Source organism: Pseudomonas graminis (assembly GCF_001705435.1).
GTDB classification, from domain to species: domain Bacteria; phylum Pseudomonadota; class Gammaproteobacteria; order Pseudomonadales; family Pseudomonadaceae; genus Aquipseudomonas; species Aquipseudomonas graminis_B.
On sequence record NZ_MDEN01000042.1, the window covers coordinates 1 to 21,898 of the forward strand.

The 21,898-nt window shown below is 62.9% G+C and carries 19 protein-coding genes and 2 pseudogenes; 10 read left to right on the forward strand and 11 right to left on the reverse strand.

The annotated features are described in order from the left end of the window. The first annotated feature begins 940 nt into the window (after positions 1-940). From BBI10_RS00595 to BBI10_RS00630, 9 genes and pseudogenes are all read left to right on the forward strand, one after another. Positions 941-1,141 (forward strand): MbtH family protein, encoded by a 201-nt coding sequence (locus BBI10_RS00595; RefSeq protein WP_065986085.1) that lies wholly within the window; start codon positions 941-943, stop codon positions 1,139-1,141. Between the two features lie 37 nt (positions 1,142-1,178). Next, a complete protein-coding gene (locus BBI10_RS00600; RefSeq protein WP_065986086.1) occupies positions 1,179-2,171 on the forward strand; it encodes a TauD/TfdA family dioxygenase in 993 nt (330 codons plus the stop codon). Between the two features lie 11 nt (positions 2,172-2,182). Then, the gene (locus BBI10_RS00605) at positions 2,183-3,016 is read left to right on the forward strand and encodes a N(5)-hydroxyornithine transformylase PvdF (RefSeq protein ID WP_065986087.1); all 834 of its coding nucleotides are present in this window, start codon (positions 2,183-2,185) and stop codon (positions 3,014-3,016) included. A gap of 42 nt (positions 3,017-3,058) precedes the next feature. Continuing rightward, positions 3,059-3,805: a siderophore-iron reductase FhuF gene (fhuF, locus tag BBI10_RS00610; protein WP_065986088.1), complete on the forward strand. Its 747-nt coding sequence runs from the start codon at positions 3,059-3,061 to the stop codon at positions 3,803-3,805. A gap of 151 nt (positions 3,806-3,956) precedes the next feature. Continuing rightward, a pseudogene (locus BBI10_RS28425) lies at positions 3,957-4,781 on the forward strand (cache domain-containing protein); the annotation flags it as partial. Between the two features lie 363 nt (positions 4,782-5,144). Next, positions 5,145-5,639: pseudogene (locus tag BBI10_RS28430) on the forward strand (methyl-accepting chemotaxis protein); the annotation flags it as partial. A gap of 194 nt (positions 5,640-5,833) precedes the next feature. Beyond that, positions 5,834-6,589, forward strand: coding sequence for a gluconate 2-dehydrogenase subunit 3 family protein (locus tag BBI10_RS00620; protein WP_065986090.1), 756 nt, complete (start codon positions 5,834-5,836; stop codon positions 6,587-6,589). A 2-nt stretch (positions 6,590-6,591) separates the two neighbouring features. Then, a complete protein-coding gene (locus BBI10_RS00625; RefSeq protein WP_065986091.1) occupies positions 6,592-8,367 on the forward strand; it encodes a GMC family oxidoreductase in 1,776 nt (591 codons plus the stop codon). Positions 8,368-8,379: 12 nt separating this feature from the next. After that, positions 8,380-9,741, forward strand: a complete 1,362-nt coding sequence (locus BBI10_RS00630; protein ID WP_065986092.1) for a cytochrome c — start codon at positions 8,380-8,382, stop codon at positions 9,739-9,741. Between the two features lie 378 nt (positions 9,742-10,119). Here the strand turns inward: BBI10_RS00630 and BBI10_RS00635 are convergent, their stop codons facing one another. The 7 genes from BBI10_RS00635 to BBI10_RS00665 all read right to left on the reverse strand — a co-directional run bounded on the left by BBI10_RS00635 (position 10,120) and on the right by BBI10_RS00665 (position 16,740). Continuing rightward, positions 10,120-11,352 carry a sugar MFS transporter gene (locus BBI10_RS00635; protein WP_065986093.1) on the reverse strand — a complete coding sequence of 411 codons (1,233 nt, stop codon included), beginning with the start codon at positions 11,350-11,352 and terminating at the stop codon, positions 10,120-10,122. 160 nt (positions 11,353-11,512) lie between these two features. Continuing rightward, positions 11,513-11,890 (reverse strand): L-rhamnose mutarotase, encoded by a 378-nt coding sequence (locus BBI10_RS00640; protein ID WP_065986094.1) that lies wholly within the window; start codon positions 11,888-11,890, stop codon positions 11,513-11,515. A 10-nt stretch (positions 11,891-11,900) separates the two neighbouring features. Continuing rightward, on the reverse strand, positions 11,901-12,677 hold the full coding sequence (locus BBI10_RS00645) for an SDR family oxidoreductase (RefSeq protein WP_065986095.1): 777 nt from the start codon (positions 12,675-12,677) through the stop codon (positions 11,901-11,903). Further along, positions 12,674-13,567, reverse strand: coding sequence for an amidohydrolase family protein (locus BBI10_RS00650; protein WP_065986096.1), 894 nt, complete (start codon positions 13,565-13,567; stop codon positions 12,674-12,676). Before BBI10_RS00650 ends, BBI10_RS00645 begins: the two co-directional genes overlap by 4 nt. 51 nt (positions 13,568-13,618) lie before the next feature. Next, positions 13,619-14,896 carry an L-fuconate dehydratase gene (locus tag BBI10_RS00655; RefSeq protein WP_065986097.1) on the reverse strand — a complete coding sequence of 426 codons (1,278 nt, stop codon included), beginning with the start codon at positions 14,894-14,896 and terminating at the stop codon, positions 13,619-13,621. A 191-nt stretch (positions 14,897-15,087) separates the two neighbouring features. After that, positions 15,088-15,933: a fumarylacetoacetate hydrolase family protein gene (locus tag BBI10_RS00660; protein ID WP_065986098.1), complete on the reverse strand. Its 846-nt coding sequence runs from the start codon at positions 15,931-15,933 to the stop codon at positions 15,088-15,090. A gap of 66 nt (positions 15,934-15,999) precedes the next feature. Then, the gene (locus tag BBI10_RS00665) at positions 16,000-16,740 is read right to left on the reverse strand and encodes an SDR family oxidoreductase (protein ID WP_065986099.1); all 741 of its coding nucleotides are present in this window, start codon (positions 16,738-16,740) and stop codon (positions 16,000-16,002) included. Positions 16,741-16,987: 247 nt separating this feature from the next. Between BBI10_RS00665 and BBI10_RS00670 the strand changes: the two genes are divergently transcribed. Continuing rightward, positions 16,988-17,749: a FadR/GntR family transcriptional regulator gene (locus BBI10_RS00670; protein ID WP_065986100.1), complete on the forward strand. Its 762-nt coding sequence runs from the start codon at positions 16,988-16,990 to the stop codon at positions 17,747-17,749. A gap of 297 nt (positions 17,750-18,046) precedes the next feature. Here BBI10_RS00670 and BBI10_RS00675 read toward each other — a convergent pair whose 3' ends face one another. The 4 genes from BBI10_RS00675 to hutC all read right to left on the reverse strand — a co-directional run bounded on the left by BBI10_RS00675 (position 18,047) and on the right by hutC (position 21,863). Further along, positions 18,047-18,880, reverse strand: a complete 834-nt coding sequence (locus tag BBI10_RS00675; protein ID WP_065986101.1) for an oxidoreductase — start codon at positions 18,878-18,880, stop codon at positions 18,047-18,049. Positions 18,881-19,021: 141 nt separating this feature from the next. Then, positions 19,022-20,347, reverse strand: a complete 1,326-nt coding sequence (locus BBI10_RS00680; RefSeq protein ID WP_065986109.1) for an MFS transporter — start codon at positions 20,345-20,347, stop codon at positions 19,022-19,024. A gap of 397 nt (positions 20,348-20,744) precedes the next feature. After that, complete coding sequence (locus tag BBI10_RS00685) at positions 20,745-21,029, reverse strand: hypothetical protein (protein ID WP_065986102.1); 285 nt, start codon at positions 21,027-21,029, stop codon at positions 20,745-20,747. A gap of 93 nt (positions 21,030-21,122) precedes the next feature. Continuing rightward, positions 21,123-21,863 carry a histidine utilization repressor gene (gene hutC, locus BBI10_RS00690; RefSeq protein ID WP_065986103.1) on the reverse strand — a complete coding sequence of 247 codons (741 nt, stop codon included), beginning with the start codon at positions 21,861-21,863 and terminating at the stop codon, positions 21,123-21,125. Positions 21,864-21,898: the final 35 nt, after the last annotated feature.

The window sequence follows — 21,898 nt, forward strand, 5'->3', positions numbered from 1 at the left end:
CGCTCCGTGGGCCCGCGCCGAACGGACATCCATGTCCTGACGGCGCTCTCGCCGCATCCATGCGGCTCGGCCCACTCCGCGAGACCTCCGTTCAGCCTGCCCCCAAGTCGCGATGGGTGTCGTCTGAGCTTCATGTGTATGAAGATCAAAAGCAACGGCAACGGCAACGGCTTCCCGGCTAAAGCCGGTCCTACACTCGAGGCACCGCCAAGTCCACTGGACGCCTGCGATCCCTTTGTAGGACCGGCTTCAGCCGGGAAGAGGCCAGCCCACTCCCCAACAATTTCGCTGATAGCACCCCCTCCCTTTATCGATCGTGCCCACGCTCCGCGTGGGCATGCATCCTGTGACGCTCCGCGTCACCCCACCTAAGAAGGGACGCGGAGCGTCCTAGGCGGCATTACCACGCGGAGCGTGGGAACGATCACGACGGCAACGGCAACGGCTTCCCGGCTAAAGCCGGTCCTACGGGTGCGCGCGGTCTGTTAGTAGGACCGGCTTCAGCCGGGAAGCCCTTGATCTGCTTTTGCTTTTGCTCTCGCTGTTGATCTTCTACGCGGTAGCCCAGTCACCGCCAAACGCGACTTGGGTGCAGGCTGAACGCAGACGACGCGCAGTGGGCCGAGCCGCATGGATGCGGCGAGAGCGCCGTCAGGACATGGATGTCCGTTCGGCGCGGGCCCACGGAGTGTCGTCGGAGTGAAGGAACCCTGACGAAGGAAGGGCCAAACCAGGAGCAGGCACCCTTGGTTACTTGGGGTGCTTTTCCAAGTAACTCGCCGAAGGCGAAACGATCTGCCGTTAGGCAGATGCTTGTGATCTTCAAGCTTCACGCGGCAACAGATTTTTTACTGAAAACTACTAACCATCCCGCCGCCTCGTTCGTCTTTCAGGTAAGGCGCGCTTACCTGCGCCGTTCCAACACCACGAGGGATAACACATGAGCTTCGACAGCGAAAACACACAGTTCCGGGTCGTCATCAACCACGAAGAACAGTACTCCATCTGGCCCGACTACAAAGCCATCCCGGACGGCTGGAAAAGCGTCGGCGTCGAAGGCGACAAACAGACCTGCCTCAACCACATCGAAAGCGTCTGGACCGACATGCGCCCCCTCAGCCTGCGCAAGGCCATGGCCTGAACCCACCCCCTTCAGCCACATCAGGAGCGTCCCGCCCATGAACATGCGCATGCTCACCCCCGAACGCCTGCGCCTTGAAGCCGGCTTCCCCCTGCGCGTCCAGCCCGGCCAGACCGGCGTCTCCCTGGCCGCCGAAATCGACGCCCTGCGCAGCGTCGTTGACCACTCGCTTGAGCGCGACGGCGCCATCCTCTTCAGCGGCTTCACCCCCGAAGGCGTCGAAGGCTTCCAGCAGTTCGCCGCCTCTTTCGGCCACCCGCTGCTCAACTACGAATTCGGCTCCACCCCGCGCAGCCAGGTCGATGGCAAAGGCGTCTACACCTCCACCGAATACCCGGCCCACCGCTCGATCCCCCTGCACAACGAACAGGCCTACACCACCGAATGGCCCATGCGCATCTTCTTCTACTGCGCCAAAGCCGCGGTCAGCGGAGGCGAGACGCCGATCGCCGACAGCCGCCGGGTGTTCCAGCGCATCAGTCCGGCGCTGCGCAAACGCTTCGAAGAAAAGCGCCTGATGTACGTGCGCAACTACGGCAACGGTCTCGACCTGACTTGGCAACAGGTCTTCAACACCGAGCGCCACAGCGACGTTGAAGACTACTGCCGCCCCCGTGGCATCCAGTGCGACTGGACCGAGGACGGCGACCTTCGCACCCGGCAGCTGGTGCAAGGCGTCGCCCAGCATCCGCGCACCAAAGACTGGGTCTGGTTCAACCAGGCGCACCTGTTCCACCTGTCGAACCTGGACGAGGAGATGCAGGAAATCCTCCTCGACACCGTCGGCGAAGAAGGCCTGCCGCGCAACGTCTACTACGGCGACGGCAGCCCGCTGGAAGCCGACGCCCTGGCGGAAATTCGTGGCGTGCTGAGCGAATGCGAAGTGGTCTTCCCCTGGCAGACCGGCGACGTGCTGATGCTCGACAACATGCTCACGGCGCACTCGCGCAAGCCATTCAGCGGCGAACGAAAAGTCGTGGTCGCCATGGCTGAAGGCGTCAGCGGCAACACCCTGCACACCCTTTCCTGAGTCCGATATTCATGCAGAAAACCAAGCTTGTTTACGTCTGGTCGCTGCGTAACGCCGCGGCGGACAAGGCCGGTCAATACGTCGATTACCACGGCGAGCAGCGTTACATGACCTCGCCGCTGGAGTACCTGGTCAAGGCGCTCAACGACACGGCCCTCGGCGATCATTATTCGCTTGAAGCGATCATCTACGACGAGAATCCTGAGTCCGCGCGGGACCGCGAGAGCATCAAGGACTACGGTTTCGCGCCGGGGCAGGGCGCCCACTGGTTCTACCCGGCGGGCCTGACGGTGCAGGGGCGCAAGGTCGATGACCTGCTGGAAAACGTGCCGTCGAGCTACCGCGCCTTGCCCCTTGACGACAGCGCGCGGCCGGCCGGCAAGTCGGATTTCGAGCGACGTCTCGGCGAGCGGCTGCACGCGCTGGGCGCCGACGTCGTGGTCCTCGACGGGTTGCTGGTGATCCTCGACGAACTGGTGCGCGAAGGCGCTGATTTCCATCGCCGCATCTTCAACGTGCACCCGGGCATCACGCGGCTGGAGTCACCGTACGAACGGCGCGGCGCCTATGCCACCCTCGACGCGCTGTACGGCGCCCGGGGCAAGAAAGTGGTCGACTGGACCACGCGTGAGATGGTCGACACGCCGGTGGTGAACATGACCGGCGCGTCGTTCCATTACGTCGACACCGGCATCGATTCCGGTGAGGTGGTGTTCGACGTGCTCGACACGCCGATCGCGCCCGACGACACCATCCTCGAACTGCGCTGGAACAACTTCAACAACAGCCTGTTTCCCGCGCTGGAGCAGGGGTTGTGGGTGCTGGCGCGGCAGCAGTCCCATTGACCGCTTCACGATGAACAGGCGGCCAGCACAGCGAATCGCCCCATGATTCCTGCGCTGGCGCCGCTGTTTATCGCTGACTTCGAGCACTATCGCGACGTCCTCGTGCTGCCGGACGACCCCCGCGTCGGCGTGCCTTTACGCACCTTTCTCGGCGGCGATTACCTGAACGATGTCCTGACGCGATTCGGTACTGCCTATCCCGAGAGCGACCCGCGCGGGCTGGCGTCGATCTGGAGCAAGTACTACTTCGTGAAGCTGATTCCGCCGGTGGTGGCGGCTTCGCTGATTCTCGACCAGCGTCTGCCGCTGCACCTCGATCATCTGCAGCTGATTCTCGACGATGATTGTCTGCCTGTCGCGTTCAAACTGCCTGACGCGGGCCAGCAATGGACGCCCGGTCCGGCCGATGCTTTCGAGCGTTTCGATGAGTTGCTCGAACATCACCTCAGGCCGTTCATTGATGCCCTGGCACGTCATGTTCGCCTTTCGCCAAAAGTGCTGTGGAGCAACGCCGGCAACTATTTCGAGTGGCTGTTGGGCGTGCTGGCAAACGCGATACCCCACGCCGATGTGAGTCACGGCCACCAGCTGCTCAACGCCCGACATCTCCCCAATGGACGCCGCAATCCGCTTTACCAGCCGGTGCGTTACCTCAAGATTGACGGGCAAAGCGAACCAAAGCGACAACGCCGGGTGTGCTGCATTCGTTATCGAGTGACCGCGCTTGAGTTGTGTGACAACTGTCCGTTATCTAAATCAAAGCCGCCAGTGAAAATCCATCCACGCTGATCGCTGCGCAGGCCCTGGCCTGTGGCTCTGGCCCCATTCATATGGATACGGACTAGCCAATACATTGGCGTCAAATTGCCAGCAAAAGCTTTGAAGTTGTACGATCTCTGGCCGATAGTGGGGGACTAACGACCAGGAGGTGACCCGTCCCATGAAGCTTACCGTCAAGCGCAAGCTGCTCTGTCTTGCCATCATTCCCGCCCTGTTGTTCGCGCTGATTCTCAGTGGCGTCGCCTCGTGGGTGTTGCAGCGCAGTGCCGATCAGCAGATGCAGGAAACCCGCGAGCAACTGGTGGAACGTAACCGCCAAGTGCTTAAAAATTACGTGGACGTGGCGTTGACCACCATCAAGCCGCTGCACGATGCCTCCGCCCCCGGTGACATGGCCGCACGGAACAAGGCGCTGGAACTGCTCAAGCCGATGAAGTACGGCGAAGACGGTTACTTCTTCGGTTACGACACCAAAGGCGTCCGGGTTTTCCGTGGTGACAGCGCGGCGGGCGTCGGCAAAAGCTTCTGGGACACCCGCGACCCCGACGGCACCTACCATTACCAGACCTTCGTGGAAGTGGCGAAGAACGGTAAACACTACGTCGATTACGCGGCGCCCAAGCCCGGCGATGAAGCGGTGCAAGTGCCCAAGCTCGGTTACACGGTGTACCTGGACAAGTGGGACATGGTGCTGGGCAGCGCGATCAACATGGACGACATCGACGCCGCCATGGTCCTGGAGCAGGCCGCCGTCGCCAGCCGCACGCGCAGCATTCTCGGCAGCGTCTTCGTGGTGACCCTGGTTCTGCTGCTGCTCACGGCGACGGCGGGCCTCTGGACCGCCAACGGCATCGTCCGCCCGCTGCGCATTCTCAAAAGCAACCTGGACGACATCGCCGCCGGCGACGGCGACTTGACCCACCGCCTGGTGGTGACCGGTCGCGATGAGCTGGGTGATTTGGCGGCCTCGTTCAACCAGTTCGTCGACAAGATCCACGCCATGGTCCGGCAGGTTGCGCAAATGACCACCGACCTGGACGGGCTGGTCAATCAGGCAACCCAGCAGACCCTGCGTTCCGAGAAGGCCATGCAGCGTCAGCGTGAGGAGACCGATCAGGTCGCCACCGCCATTCACGAGATGTCCGCCGCCGCGCAAGAAGTGGCACACAGCGCGCAACGGGCCGCCGAGGCCGCTTCCGAAACCGATCTGCAAGGTCATAACGCGCGCAAAGTGGTGGGCACCAGCATCACCGGGATGAACTCGCTGGTGAACGACATCCGCATGAGCGGCACCAGCCTGGACAGCCTGCAACAGGACGTGCGCTCTATCGTCTCGGTGCTGGCGGTGATCCGCTCGATTGCCGATCAGACCAACCTGCTGGCCCTCAACGCCGCGATCGAAGCGGCGCGTGCCGGGGAGGCCGGGCGCGGTTTTGCCGTGGTCGCCGATGAAGTCCGCGCGCTGGCCAGCCGTACCCAGCAAAGCACCCAGGAAATCCAGGGCATGATCACCCGTCTGGAAACGGGCACTCATGCCTCCGTCGAAGCCATGCGCCGTTCCACTCAGGCAGGCGAGGGCGCCAACCAGCAGACCAACGAAGTGGGCCAGTCGCTGGATTCCATCTCGCAGCTGATCGGCACCATCAACGCGATGAACGCGCAGATTGCCAGCGCCGCCGAAGAGCAGACCTCGGTGGCCGAGGAAATCAACCGCAGCGTCCACCAGATCGCCGGTGCCGTGGAAAACCTCGCGGAGGAAACCGAGCAGAGCTCGCGCACCATGCGTGACGTCTCGACCCTGGGCAGCAACCTCAGCGCCTTGGTCCGCCAATTCAAGATCTGATGAATCGTTTAACCCGGGCGCGCTAAGGCGTTAGCTGGTTTGATGGCACCCAGATACTTAGCCTGGCAACGATTAGTGCGCAATCCATTCGCCTCGCGTCTGCGGATCAGTCGCCGCAGCGTCGGGCGAGTTCCTAAGAAGAAAACACAAGAAAAACGAAGCACACCCGTGTTTGGTCTCAGGAGAAGTGAACGATGTTCGATGACGACACCTCCGCGGCGCGTCGCGATTTTCTACGCAAGTCGCTGACGCTCATCCCCGTTGTAACCCTGGCCAGCGCCGGCTTTCCTTCCGGTGCCTTCGCGCAAACGCCCGCCAGCGACGTACAGCAAAGCCTGCCTGCCGGGCCGGGGGCGGCAGCGGCAGCGGGCGACTACACGCCGACGTTCTTCACGCCGCAAGAGTGGGCCTTTCTCATCGCGGCCTGTGATCGCCTTATCCCGTCCGACCACGTCGGCCCCGGCGCCGTCGAACTGGGCGTGCCCGAATTTCTCGATCGACACATGCAGACGCCGTACGCCAACGGTGGCATCTGGTACATGCAGGGCCCGTTCCTCGAAGCCGCGCCCGAGTTCGGCTATCAAGGCCGGCTGAACCTGCGTGAAACCCTGCGCGTCGGCATCAAGGCCATGGACGCGCACTGCAAGAAGACCTACGACGGCAAAGTCTTCGCCGAGCTGTCCTCGGCCCAACAGGAAGACCTGCTCAAGGCCGCCGAGAGCGGCAAGCTGGCGCTGGAGGACATCGCTTCAAAGCTGTTTTTCAGCAACCTGCTCAACGAAGTGCGCAACGGCTATTTCGCCGACCCGTCCCATGGCGGCAACAAAAACATGGGCGCGTGGAAAATGATCGGCTACCCCGGCATGCGTGCCGATTACACGGACTGGATCACGGTACGCGACAAGCCCTATCCGCTGGCACCGGTCGATCTGTCCGGGCGGAGGGGCTGAACATGGCAAACGTAAAACCGAAAGTAGACGCCGTCATTGTCGGAATGGGCTGGACGGGCGCGATCATGGCCAAGGAATTGACCGATGCCGGGCTGAATGTGGTGGTCCTGGAGCGCGGTGCAGACCGCGACACGCAGCCGGATTTCGCCTACCCGAAAGTCGTCGACGAACTGGAAGGGTCGGTGCATCGCCGTTACCTGCAAAGCCTGGCCCAGGAAACCGTCACAGTGCGCCACAACCTGACGTCCACCGCCGTGCCCTATCGGCAGATGGGCTCGTTCAAACCCGGCACAGGCGTCGGTGGTGCGGGCAGTCACTGGTCCGGCTGCCACTTCCGCGCATTGCCCGAAGACTTCAAGCTGCGCACCAACGTCGAGCAGCGCTACGGCGCAAGCTTCATCCCGTCGGACATGAGCATCCAGGATTTCCCGGTCAGCTACGAAGACCTCGAACCGCACTTCGATCACTTCGAATACGTCTGCGGCACGTCGGGCAAGGCGGGGATCATCAGCGGGGTCAAGCAGCCCGGCGGCAACCCTTTCGAAGGCTCGCGCTCCCGTGAGTTTCCCCTGGGCCCGAACCCCAATTACCTCGGCGCCGAAATGTTCTACGGGGCCGCGCGGGAGATGGGTTGGGACCCGTATCCGATTCCGGCGTCCAATGCGTCGGCGCCCTACGTCAACCCGTACGGTTGTCAGATGGGCCCGTGCAACGCCTGCGGGTTCTGCAGCGACTACGGCTGCCTGAACTACTCCAAGGCGAGCCCCAACATCAGCATTCTGCCGGTGCTGCGTCAGCGCAAGAATTTCGAGCTGCGCACCCACGCTCAGGTGCTCAAGGTCAACCTCGACAGCGACGGCAAAAAAGCTACTGGCGTCACCTACCTCGATGCTCAGGGCCGGGAAGTCGAGCAGCAGGCCGATCTGGTCTTGCTGTGCGCGTTCTCGCTGTACAACGTCCACCTGATGCTGCTCTCGGGGATCGGCAAACCCTACGATCCGCAGACTGGCGAAGGCACGGTCGGGCGCAATTATTCCTACCAGAACCTCAACCGCGTGGTGCTGTTTTTCAACAAGGAAGTGCAGGCCAATCAGTTCATCGGTATCGGTGGCGCCGGCACCACGATGGACAACCTCAACGGCAACCAGCTGGATAACGCCAAGGCCGGTTTCGTCGGCGGCGGCATCATTTGGGCGCGGCAACCCGGGGGCGGGCCGGTGCGCGGGATCAACGTGCCACCGGGCACGCCGAACTGGGGCACCGCCTGGAAACAGGCCGCCAGCGACGCGTTCCGTCACTCGTTCTATTTCGAGGTCCAAGGCGCCTGCATGTCCTACAAGCAGCATTACCTGAGCCTGGACCCGACCTACAAGGACGGCTTCGGTCGACCGCTGCTGCGCATCAACTTCGACTGGCACGACAACGAGATCAAGGCCTCGCAGTTCCTGGTGGGCAAGGCGCTGGAGATGTCGAAGATCCTCAACCCGGTGGCGCTGGCCGGCGATGCCAAGAAACCCGGCGAGCATTACAACATCACCAAGTACCAGAGCACCCACACCTGTGGCGGCGCCATCATGGGCAGCGATCCGAAGACCTCGGCGCTGAACCGTTATCTGCAGTCCTGGGACGTGCACAACGTTTTCGCCATCGGCGCCAACGCGTTCCCGCAGAACAACGGCTACAACCCGACCGGGATGGTGGGTGCGCTGGCGTACTGGTCCGCCAAGGCCATTCGCGAGCAGTACCTGAAAAACCCCGGCCCGCTGGTTCAGGCCTAAGGAGAAATGACCATGAAGAAGTTTCTCTTGAGCCTGATTTCACTGGCGGTGCTGGTGTTCGTTGCGCTGCTGGTGTTCGCGCTCTGGCCGACCTCGACGCCCAAACTCGCCCCCGCGCCCGACACCGATCAGGCCGCGCTGATTGAAAAGGGCCGCTACCTGGCCGACGCCGGAGACTGCACGGCGTGCCACACCGCCACTGGTGGCAAGCCGTTCGCCGGAGGACTGCCGATTGCATCGCCGATCGGCACGCTGTACAGCAGCAACATCACCCCGGACACGGCGTCCGGGATTGGCCTTTACTCGCTGGACGACTTCGACCGTGCGCTGCGTCATGGCATCGCGGCCAACGGCAACAGCCTGTACCCGGCCATGCCGTATCCGGCCTATGGGCGAACCACGGATGACGACGTGCGCGCGCTGTACGCGTACTTTATGCACGGCGTGGCTCCGGTGCAGGCCGAGAACCGCGCCAACGATGTGCCGTGGCCGTTGTCGATGCGCTGGCCGCTGGCGATCTGGCGCAAGGTCTTCGCGCCATCGCCCGAGGCCGTGGCGTTCAATAGGGCGCGCTACCCGGACGCGCAAGTCGCTCGCGGGGCGTATTTGGTTCAGGGACTGGGGCATTGCGGCAGCTGCCACACGCCGCGTGCAATCACCCTGCAGGAAAAAGCCCTGGATGAATCGGGCGCGGAATTCCTTTCCGGCGGCCCGGTGATCGACGGCTGGCTGGCGGTGAACCTGCGCGGCAATCCTGCTGACGGACTGGGCAGCTGGAGCAAGGACGACATCGTCGCCACCCTGCGCAGCGCGCGCAGTGCGACCCATGCGGTATTGGGCGGCGCGATGGGCGATGTGGTGGTGCACAGCACCCAGCATCTCAACGATGCCGACTTGCAGGCGGTGGCCGCGTACTTGAAAACCCTGCCGGCGAGCGAGCGTCAGGTGTCCAGCTTCAAGGCGGATCCGGCAACCGCCAAGGCTCTGGCGGCGGGGCAGGAGGGCAGTCGCGGTGCCGAGTTGTATGTCGACAACTGCGCGGCCTGTCACCGCACCAACGGACAGGGTGAGGAGCGGGTTTTTCCGAAGATCGCCGGCAACTCGTCGGTGCTGTCGGAAGACCCGGTGTCGATGATTCGTCTGGTGCTGGCCGGCAGCAAACTCCCCGCCACCGAAACGGCGCCTTCGCAACTGGGCATGCCCGGGTTCGCCTGGCGCATGTCCGATGAAGAAGTGGCGCAACTGCTGACCTTCATCCGCAGCAGCTGGGGCAACCAGGCACCGGCCGTCAACGCCGGCCAAGTGGCGCAGATGCGCGCGACACTGCCGAAAGAATCCCCGGCGGTGAGCCGTACGGACATTGCCAAGCCCTGAGGGTTAGCGCTGAGCGGGTGACTTTCTGATAGTTCCCACGCTTCGCGTGGGAATGCCCGGTCGGACGCTCTGCGTCCCTGAGACGATGCACATTTCAGGTGTTGTGCGAGGCGACGCGGAGCGTCACGGGATGCATGCCCACGCAGAGCGTGGGCACGATCACGATTGGGGCTGGCTGAAACCTGATAGTAGGACCGGCTTCAGCCGGGAAAACGCAAGTCTTCACACCGCAAAAGTGAGGGTGTCGCAACTGGCCTCTTCCCGGCTAAAGCCGGTCCCACAAAAGCGTCGCGCACGCCGATTGGGACTGGCTTAAACCTGATAGTAGGACCGGCTTCAGCCGGGAAAGGCGTCAGTCCTCACACCACAAAACCGAGATCACGCCTCCCGCCCGCGCAACCCGCTACGCCCGTAAAACGCCACCACCACAAAACACCCCAGCGGCAGCAGGTACGCCAGCGCCGTGGAGAAGTGGTCCGCCACCAGCCCCATGAAATACGGCATCAGGGCGCCGCCGACGATGGCCATGATCAGGAACGAGCTGCCGCGTTTGGTGTGGGGGCCGAGGTTTTTCACGCCCATGGCGAAGATGGTCGGGAACATGATCGACATGAAGAAGAACACCGCGACCAGCGCCACCACGGACACGCTTTCCACGCCGCTGACCACCACCGCGCACAGCGCGACGTTGATCCATGCGTAGACCATCAGCAGCCGCTGCGCCGGGATACGCCCCATCAGCCAGGTGCTGAAGAAGCGCCCGCACATGAAGCAGATCATCGCCACCGACAGCAAATAGGCGGCGCTCTGGCTGGTCATGCTCGCCCAGTGCTCGGTGACGTAATTGATGAAAAACGCGCCCACGCCGACCTGCGCCGCCACGTAGAAGAACTGCGTGACCACGCCACCGACGAATTCGCGGTGCTGCCAGAGGGTCTTGCTGTCCTGACGCCGGATGCTCGATTCCTGTTCGCGCAGATCGGGCATCGGCGTGCGGGCGAACAGCGCCGCCACCAGCAGGACGATCACCGCGATAACCACATACGTGGTTTGCAGCGAACTGTTGTCACTGCCGGCGTTGCTGCCGCCGAAGAACAGCGCGCCACCCAGCAGCGGCCCGACGAACTGGCCAAGGCCATTGAACGATTGCGCCAGATTGAGCCGACGTTCAGCTCCTTTCGGATCACCCAGCACCGTCGCATAGGGATTGGCTGCTGTCTCCAGACAACCCAGGCCCAGGGCGATGACGAACAGCGCGAACAGGAAGAACGCGAAGCTCGCCGCATCGGCCGCCGGCATGAACAGCAACGCGCCCGCAGCGTACAGGCACAGACCCAGCAGGATCCCGGCCTTGTAGCCGAAGCGGTCCATCAAAAAGCCGGCGGGCAGGGCGATGATGAAATACGCGCCGAAGTAGGCCGCCTGCAGCAGCCCGGACTGGGCCTTGCTGACGTGCAGCGTTTCCTGAAAATGCTTGTTCAGCACATCAAGCAGGCCATACGACAGGCCCCAGAGAAAAAACAGGCTGGTCACCAGCATCAACGCCATCCGCACCGATGGCTCAGCGTGCCGATACACCCCAGTCTGTACTTTGCTGTGTTTGGTCAACATAACGCTCTCCTTTTTTGTTGTTGTTCAAGCGTGCCTGTGGAAGTGAGCTTGCTCACGAAGAGGCCGGTACATCCACGAGTTTTCCAGCGTTTGAAACTCAGCTTTCGCGAGCAAGCTCGCTCCCACCAGAGACCCATTCAGCAGCCGGCGCAGAGGGGTGTCAGGGCTCATGAAGTCTTTTCAATTGCTCATCCAGACTGAAAATCTGCGCCATCGGCTGCCATTTATTCCCCGGCTCGGTCCACGGCGTCGGCTTCTGAAACCGCCACATCAGCGCCTCCCATTCCTGCACCTTGGGATGGGCCGCCGACGCTTGGTCCATCGCGTCGGCGCTGAAGCCCGGCGCCGTGTCCATGACCATGAACAGCCGCGTGCCCAGTCGCCAGATCTGCATGTCCAGCACACCCTGGCCGCGAAGATGCTCGGCGATTTCCGGCCAGATGCGCCGATGCAACTGCTCATACTCGGCAATCAACGCCTCGTCATCGGCAAGGTCCAGGGCCAGACAAAAACGCTGCGCAACCAGCCCAGTATTCATGTCAGCGCGCTCATGTCAGTGCCCGGTCAAGGTGCGTATAGCCGCCGTCCACCACCAGCCATTGCCCGGTGGTGTGTGACGCTCGCGGGGACAGCAGAAACAGCACGCTGTCGGCGATCTCGGTCGGCGTGGTCATGCGCTGGCCCAAGGGGATTTTCTCGACGATCTTCGCCAGCTTCCCGTCAGGGTCGTCAAAGCTGGCAATCCAGCGCTCGTACAGCGGCGTCATCACTTCGGCCGGGATCACCGCGTTCACCCTCACGCCATCGCTCAGCAACGACGCCGCCCATTCCCGTGTCAGGGACAGTTGCGCACCTTTCGAGGCGGTATAACCGCTGGTGCCGCCTTGGCCGGTGAGGGCGGTTTTCGAGCCGATGTTGACGATGGCGCCCTTGCTGGCCTTCAGCGCGTCGACGCACAAATGCGCCATGACGTAGTAGTGAATGAGATTCTTCTCCAGGGACTCGATGAACGCGCTGCGACCGGCCTCCAGCCCGACGTTGTCATTGACACCGGCGTTGTTGACCAGCCCGTCGATGCGACCAAAGCGTCCCAGCACTTGGCTCACCGCCGCCGCACATTCGGCCTCATCGCGCAGCTCGACCTGGACGAACAGGGTTTGCGGCTGGCGTCTGTCCAGTTCTGCCGCGAGTTCGGCGGGCAGCGGTTGATTGGCGAAGATCACCGGGATCGCGCCTTCTTCGGCCAGCCCCAGCGAGATGGCTGCGCCAATCCCCGAGCCGCCGCCGGTGACGATGATGATTTTGTCGTGCAGGTGCAGATTCATGGGCAGTTTCCTTGCAGGCCATAAAGGCGAATGGCGGTGCCGCCGCGCAGCGCATGTTGCTCATCGACAGAGAGCCTACTGATGGCGGTTTCGAACAACTGGTGGACATCGCTGTAACGGCCGGCGAGCTGGCAGACCGGCCAGTCTGAACCGAACATCAACCGTTGCGGCCCGAACAGCTCCAGCGCCAGATAGAAGTAAGGCAGCAGCTCCCCCGCTCGCCAGTGCTGCCAGTCGGCCTCGGTAATCAGCCCGGAGAGCTTGCAGGCGACGTGGGGCAGGGCGGCCAGCGGGGCGAGGCGGTCGGCCCAGGCAATGGGGTCTTCCCGGGAGAGATCGGGTTTGCCGAGGTGATCGAGGATCAGGTGATGCCGGTCGTGGCGTTGGCAGAAGTCGGTAGCGGCGTGCAGGTCTTTGTCTTTTACCAGCACGTCGTACGCCAGCCCGTGGCGTTGCAAGAGCTGAATGCCACGGGCGAACGCAGGGTCCTGGAGGAACAGCGACGGCGCCGGTTCGTCCTGGATCAGATGACGGAGGCCGACCAGTTTTTGCGCGCCTTTATGAGAGTCGCCCCAGCGTGAGAGTTGCGCCTCTAGGTCATCCGCCCGCAGATCCGCCCAGCCGACCACGCCAAAGATCCACGGGTAAGTGGCGGCGTGGCTGAGCAGCGCGTCGGTCTCGCTGACGCTGTGCCGCGCCTGCACCGCGATGCAGCCGTCGATACCGTGCTGATCGAGCAAGGGCTTCAAATCCCCCGGCAGGAAATCCCGTTGCAACGCAGCATGGCGCTGGTCGATCCAGGGGTAATCCCGGGCGTCGTAGGTCCAGAAATGCTGATGGGCATCCACCCGCAAGGGCGCTGCCGGAACGCTTGAGTGTCGGGACGACATTGTTGTTGTACTCCGTCCGTTTCGTGCCTGGGCAAAGCTCTGGCGGGGTCCTCAGCCTTTGTACGCGTACTGCTCCCGCGAAGCGGCTTTCATCTGAATCGAAAACCCCGGTGCGGCCGGCGGCAAATACGCGGCGTCACGAATCACACACGGGTCTTCAAAGTGCTCATGCAGGTGATCGACATACTCCACCACCCGACCTTCATGGGTTCCGGCGATGCACAGAAAATCAATCATCGACAGGTGCTGCACGTACTCGCACAGCCCGACGCCACCGGCATGGGGGCAGACCGGCAGCTGGTATTTAGCGGCCATCAACATCACCGCCAGCACCTCGTTGACCCCGCCGAGCCGGCAGGCGTCGATCTGCACCACGTCGATGGCGCCGCGCATGATCAGTTGCTTGAAGACGATGCGGTTCTGGCACATCTCGCCGGTCGCCACCTTCACCGGGTGGACGCCAAGACGAATCGTGCGATGGCCCTCGACGTCGTCGGGGCTGGTCGGTTCTTCGATGAACCAGGGCTTGGCGAACGCTAGCTCGCGGACCCAGTCGATGGCCTCTTTGACCTCCCAGACCTGATTGGCGTCGATCATCAGATGGCGATCCGGCCCCAGCACTTCCCGGGCGATGCGCACCCGACGAATGTCGTCCTGCAGGTCGCGGCCCACTTTCAGCTTGATGTGAGAAAAACCGCCATCGACCGCTTCCTGACACAGCCGGCGCAGCTTGTCGTCGGGGTAGCCCAGCCAGCCCGCCGACGTGGTGTAGCAGGGGTAACCGTCGGCCAGCAGCGTTCGCAGCCGCTGCGCCTTGCCCTCGGCGCGCTCGGTCAGCAGGGTCAGGGCTTCGTCCGGGGTGAGGCAGTCGGTGATGTAGCGAAAATCGATGCAGCGCACCAGTTGCGCCGGGGTCATTTCCGCCACCAGTTGCCACACCGGCTTGCCCTCGGATTTGGCCCACAGGTCCCAGGTGGCGTTGACCACGGCGCCCGTCGCCAGGTGAATAGCGCCCTTGTCCGGGCCGATCCAGCGCAACTGGCTGTCGCTGGTGACGTGGCGCCAGAAACGGCCCATGTCTTCGGTGATCCATTCCAGCGTCAAGCCGACCATCACGCCGGCCAGTGCGTTGATCGCTGTGCAGCAAATCTCGTTGCCACGGCCGATGGTGAAGGTCAGGCCGTGGCCCTGCAGGGTGGGGTGATCGGTTTCGAGAATGACGTAGGCCGCCGAGTAATCGGGGTCCGGGTTCATCGCGTCGGAGCCGTCGAGCAATTGCGACGTGGGGAAACGGATGTCTTCAACGCGCAAGGCGGTGATGGTGGTCATGGCGGGTCCCTTTGGCATTGTTATGGGCAGCGCGGCGTATTGGGAAAACTGAGGAAACCACTGATCTCAAGTGCATGCAGAACCTGTGGGAGCGAGCTTGCTCGCGAAGCCTTTACTCCTGATGAATAGGCAGGGAATGCACTGGCCTCTTCGCGAGCAAGCTCGCTCCCACAGGAATGGTGTTTGCTGCCTCAGGCGTCGACCGTCAGCTGCTGCTGCTCACCCAACCCTTCAATCCCCAGACGCATGGTCTGGCCGGCGCGCAGGAACACCGGTTCCGGCTTGATGCCCAGGCCCACGCCCGGCGGTGTGCCGGTTGAAATCACGTCGCCCGGTTGCAGGCTCATGAACTGGCTCAGGTAGCTCACCAGCTTGGGAATCTGGAAAATCATCGTGCGCGTATTGCCGTTCTGGTAGCGCTTGCCGTCGACTTCCAGCCACAGGTTGAGCTGATGGGGGTCGGCGATTTCATCGCGGGTCACCAGCCATGGGCCGATCGGGCCGAAGGTGTCGCAACCCTTGCCCTTGTCCCAGGTGCCGCCGCGCTCGAGCTGGTATTCACGCTCGGACACGTCGTTGATCACGCAATAACCCGCCACGTGTTCCAGCGCATCGGCCTCGTCGATGTAGCGACCACCCTTGCCGATGACCACGCCCAGCTCGACCTCCCAGTCGGTCTTCTTCGAGTTGCGCGGGATTTCCACGTTGTCGTTGGGGCCGACGATGGCGCTGGTCCACTTGTTGAAAATAATCGGTTCTTTCGGAATGTCGGCGCCGGTTTCAGCGGCGTGGTCGGCGTAGTTGAGGCCGATGCAGATGAACTTGCCGATCTGGCCGACGCAGGGGCCGATACGCGGACTGCCTTCCACCAGCGGCAGGCTGTTGACGTCCTGGGACTGCAAGTGCGCGATGCTTTCCGGGCTCAGGGCGGTGCCCGACAGGTCGCCGATGAGATCGGTCAGATCGCGAATGCGGCCGTTGCTGTCCAGCAGGCCAGGGCGTTCTTGACCGGGTTCGCCGTAACGCAGCAATTTCATGGGGAGTCCTCTAAATGGTGATTGATCAGAAATCGGTTTAACGAATACGCGGGATTGGCGGCGGGCTCAATTGCTCCAGCCGCCGTCGATGATTTGCGCAGTGCCGGTGGTAAAGCCGCTGGCGGACGACCCGAGGTACAGCGCCAGTTGGGCAATTTCTTCGGGCGTACCCAGGCGTCCCATGGGTTGGCGGGCTTCGAACGCGGCGTACACCTCGGACTCGTCACGATGCTCCCGCGCCGCCTGATCGGCCACCCGCTGACGCAGGGAAGGGGATTCCACGGTGCCGGGGCAAATGCAGTTGCAACGGATGTTCTGGCCGACGAAATCAGCAGCGACCGAACGGGTGATGCCGATCACGGCGGCCTTGCTCGCACAGTAGGCGAAGCGGTTGGGCACGCCCTTGATGGCCGAGGCGACCGACGACATATTGATGATCGAGCCGCCACCGTTGGCCAGCATTGCCGGCAGAAACGCGCGGATCATCTTGTACATCGCGGTGACGTTGAGGTCGAAGGCGAAGCGCCAGTCGTCTTCGGAGCATTCGAGGATGTTGCCGCTGTGCACCACGCCTGCGCAGTTGAACAGTACGTCCAGCGCGCCCACTTCGGCGGCCAGCCGTTCGATGGCGGCGTGGTCGGTGACGTCGAGCACGCGCTTGTGCACGCCTTGGAGGTGGTCCAGCGCTGCACCGTTGATGTCGATGGCGAAGACTTCCGCGCCGGCCTTCAGGTAGGCCTCGACGCTGGCTTGACCGATGCCCTGGGCGGCGGCCGTGATGAGCACTCGCTTACCGGTGAGGTCCATGTTGATCCCTTGTTTTTATTGTTGAGACGACCTGCCTGGCTATCAAGCGGTTCAGGTCTGCTGACCGGGCCACGGAGGCCGCATTCAGGCGACGACGACGCACGCTAACCCCATCGGGTTTTGCTATGCTCCGCTCACTGCAGCGCTACAATGGTCAGGCCATTGGTCCTGTTTTTAGCACTTGTCATGGGCCGCAACAAGGCCATTTGTCGATCCAGTGCGCTGAAAATTTCCGAGCCGATTCCCCATGCCAATCCAAGTAATTGATAACCAGAGACTTTATCGCCAGATCGCCGATCAGCTGCGTGCGCTGATCGACAGCGGCGAGTTTCCACCGGGCAGCCGCCTGCCGGCCGAACGTGAATTGGCGAAGATGCTGGGGGTGAGCAGGGCGTCGGTGCGTGAGGCGATGATTGCCCTTGAGGTAATCGGGCTGGTGGATGTGCGGGTGGGCAATGGCGTGCTGGTCTGCGAACCGCCGGGGCAGAAGCTGTCCGATGAACCGGTGATGACCCAGGTCACCCGCGATCAGTGGAAGGACGTCGACCCGGAGCTGGGCATCGAGGTGGATTTCAGCGCGGAGATTCCGCCGTTTGCCCTGCTTCAGGCGCGTCGGCTGATCGAACCGGAAGCGGCGGCGCTTGCCGCGCAAAACGCCAGCGATGAAGAACTCGACGCGATCCGCGAGGCCTTCGAACGCAACGCCCGGGACAACCGCGAGCATTCCCACACCCACCCCGGCGATCGCCTGTTCCACATCCGCATCGCCCAGGCCTCGGGCAATCCGGCCTATGGGCTGATGATCAAGCACCTGCTCGGGCATCAGTACGGCAGCATGTTCCAGCGTTTGCAGGCCCACTACACCTCCGACGACATGCCGTTCCGCTCCGAGCACGAACACCGCCTGATCCTCGACGCCCTGCAAAACCGCGATGCAGAAGCTGCGAGGCAGGCGATGGCGGGGCATCTGGATGAAGTGATCCGCATCTTCAGCCGGGGCGGGGTGTAGGTTAAGTTACGCCACGAGTTCCCGGTTGACGGCTCCCACAAGGAGGGCGTTTCCCAGAAAAAATGATGGTGGTCATGCCGGCCTCTTCCCGGCTAAAGCCAGTCCTACGGTGGGGTACGCAGCAGGTCTGTAGGACCGGCTTCAGCCGGGAAGCTTTTGACGTTGATGTTGATCTGCTTTTGACCTTCATACGCAAAAAGCCCAGTCACCGCCAAACGCGACTTTGGTGCAGGCTGAACGCAGGGCCCACGGAGCGGGACCGGAGTGGCCGTTAGGCCGACGCACTTTCATCGAACTTCACCCATCCGTCGAGCGCGACACCTCTTCCCATTCCGCAAACTCGGCTTCCAGCTGCGCGAGCTTTTCCCGCACCAGCTTCAACGCATCGCTGCCCAGCAACAAGTGCGCGGGCGGGGTGGGGCTATCAATCAGCTTGAGCATCGCGTCCGCCGCCTTGACCGGATCCCCCGGCTGCTTGCCGCTGCGTTCTTCGCGGGCCTTGCGGATCGGGTCGAAGCTGGCGTCGTAGTCGGCAATCTGCCGCGCAGTACGCTGCATCGAACGCCCGGCCCAGTCCGTGCGGAACGAACCCGGCGCTACGGCCGTGACAAACACATTGAAGGGCTTCAACTCCTTGCTCAGGGATTCGGAAATGCCTTCCAGCGCAAACTTGCTGCCGTGGTAGTAGGAAATCCCCGGCATCGTGATGAAGCCGCCCATGGAGGTGACGTTGAGGATGTGCCCGCTGCGGCGCTGGCGGAACAGTGGCACGAAGGCCTTGATGATCGCCACTGCGCCGAACACGTTGACGTCGAACTGCCGACGCAAATCCTCCAGCGGCGACTCTTCCAGAATGCCTTCGTGACCATAGCCGGCGTTGTTGACCAGCACGTCGATGGGCCCGAATGCGGTGTCGGCCCCGGCGACCACGCGGTCGATGGCGTCGAAGTCGGTGACGTCCAGCAGCACGCCGTGGGCGCGACCGGGTGCCTGGGCTTCGAATGCCTGAACGGCGTCTTCATTGCGCAGGGTGCCGATCACCGTATGACCCGCCGCCAGCGCCTGTTGCGCCAGCGCTTGACCGAAGCCGCTGCTGACACCGGTGATGAACAGGGTTTTTGATGTGCTCATTGTGGGTTTCCTCTCGGGGCCGAAGCCGTTGATCGATGGTCGATGCTCGAAGTCCCCCATGGTAGGGACCCTGCGCGCCAAACCGATGACCCAGTCCTGCGCGATGATTGCCTGATTCTGCGCTGGCTGGATTGACGACGCTTAAGGCCGCGGATTGGCCGTGTTCTTCGTCACTAACCGCAAGCCGCTCGCCAGACTGCCCACCGCCGCAAAGCCGGCGCCAATGCTCGACGCCAACACCGGGCCGTGGGTGCTGGAAATGCCGAAACTCAAAGCCACCAACGCCGCGCCCGTGGCCTGACCGATCAGGCGTGCCGTCGCAATCGTGCCGCTGGCGCCGCTGGAGCGCTCCTTCGGGGCGCTGGTCATCAGCGCTTTCTGGTTCGGCGCCTGGAAGAAACCGAAGCCGATTCCGCACAGGATCATCCGCGCGATGATCGACATGACGCTGGCGTCGGCCGGCATAGTCGCCAGGGAAATCATCCCCATACAGAGCATCGCCAGCCCGATCCCGCCCAGCAGCCCCGGCGCATAACGGTCTGACAGGCGCCCGGCGAACGGCGCGATCATTGCCACCACCACCGACCACGGCGTCATCAGAAACCCGGTCTGAATCGGGTCGCGGCCCAGGGTGCTTTCAAAAAAGAACGGCAGTGAGACAAACGCCAGCCCCTGGGTGGCGAACGAACAGAACGCCGTCAGCGCCGACAACGCAAACAGCGGCCGTTTGAGCAAATCCAGGGGGAACATCGGCGCAGGGTGCCCGGCCTCGCGCTTGAGCATCAGCGCGCCGCCCACCAAAAACACCGCCAGGGCGATCAGCACGCTGACCACGGAGCCCAGTTGCGCCGCCTGACTCAGGGCAAAGATCAGCGCGCCGAAGGTCATGACGTTGAGCACCGCAGTGAAACGGTCGAAGGTCAGACTGCCGAGGCGGGTGGCGGGCAGCGAATTCCAGGCGAACACCAGGGCAAACAGGCCGATGGGCAGGTTGATCGCGAACAGCCACGGCCAACTCGCCACCGACAACACCAGCGACGCCACGGTCGGGCCGATGGAGAACGAGGTGCCGACCACCAGCGCGTTCATGCCCAGCCCGCGGCCCAGCCGTTCGTGGGGAAAGATCGAACCGATCAGCGCGGCGTTGACACTCATGATCGCGCTGGCGCCGATGCCCTGCAGCACGCGGGCGACGGTCAGCGTCGGCAGTGACCAGGACAGCGCGCACAGCGCCGACGACACCACGAACAGAATCAGCCCGCCCAGATACACCTTGCGATGGCCAAGCACGCCGCCCAGCGCCGCAAACGGCAACAACGTGGCGACGGCGGCGAGCTGGTAGGCGTTGATGATCCACACCGACGCCGCCGGTGAGGCGTTCAAATCAGCCGCGATGGCGGGGAGGGCGGTGTTGGCAATGGCGGTGTCAAGGGTGGCGAGGGCGATGGACATCAGAATCGCCGCCATGCCGCGAAACTCGCGGGGTGTGAGTTTATTACCGACGCGCGGGGCATCCTGAGTGGCGGGCTGGACCATTATCGACAACGCTCCGGGGATGAACTTCAGGCAAGTCTGCGGGCGCAGACCAAGGCGTGATGGTGCCGTTTTGTCAGGGGGCCATGCAATGAAATGTCCGCCAGATCGAGCGGGTGGTGAGCTGTTAGATCCGAACCAGGTCAGAGGCGGCGGTGAGAATCCCGTGGGAGCGAGCTTGCTCGCGAAGACTTGAGCCAAGCCCCTGGAGATCCAGCGGCTGTGGCGACCTCTTCGCGAGCGAGCTCACTCCCACAAGTGCCGTGAGCGGGATCCGACTTAGCAATCAAACCCACCGACCTGATCCGGCTATCTGACTTTCAAACCTCCCTCAACCCCCGGCGGTATCAATGTCCTTGTCCAGCTCACCCGTCTGCAGCTCCTCTTTTGTGGTGTCTGGGGATTCATGCTCTTCCGGCTCGAAATCCGGGGTAAAGCTGTTATCCCCCGCATCGACCCCGGCGTTCTCATGACCCTGCACGCCGTCTTTCGACTCGCCCTGTGGTTTGACCGTGTCCTTCTGCGCCACGCTGCTGTCCGGGGCTTCCGGTTGCGCGGCCGGGCTGATCGCCGGGTCGTTACGGTTGACGGTTTGATCATTGTTCTGGGTAGCCATATGCACCTCTTCTGTCATATCCCGTTCACAGGACTTACAGATATCGAGGGCAACGGCGCGCAAGGGTTCGATCCATGTGCTGACCGGCAGCGCTCAGGTGTCGCGATAGGCGCCGGTCGCCGGCATGCGACTGCCCAGTCGATAACGCGACGAAGGGTGCACCAGCCGCACGTAGGTCACCACGTTGCCGCTGTTCCAGGTTCGGCGCATCAACACCAGACACGGCTCGCCCGGTTCGATCTGCAAATGCTTGAGCTCCTCGGCGCTCGGGTGGGTGGCCTCGACGATGTGCTCGATTTCATCGGGCTGAATGATCTGCAACAGATAGCGCGCCGACTGCAACGCGTCGCCAAAAGGCTGCTGCAGAAAGTCCGGCGCGGCGTGCGGATTGACGTAACGGTCTTCCAGCTGCACCGCCACATCGTCCTCGTAGTGCACGCACAACAGGTGAAACACCGACGCACCGGTGATCAGCGCGAGGGCCGAGGCGACGGGCATCGACGCCGACTCCCGTGCCAGATGCAGCACCTGGCAGCGGTAGCGATGGCCCCGGGCGAGGATTTCGTCGGCGATGTTGGTGATGCGCAGCAGGTTGGATTGCGGCTTGCTGGCGGCGACGAAGGTGCCGACCCCGGACACCCGCAGCAGGCGGCCTTCTTCGGTCAGCTCGCGCAACGCCCGGTTGACGGTCATCCGCGACATGCCCAGTTCGACCACCAGGCGGTTCTCCGACGGAATCAAGTCGCCGGGCTGCCACTCCCCTGACGACAGCTTGCCGTGAACGAAGGATTTCGCCCGCCGATACAGGGCCTGGGGTGCCGGCTTGTCCATCATGTTTCTCCCTTGCCGAACAGGTTGACGGCCTTAAA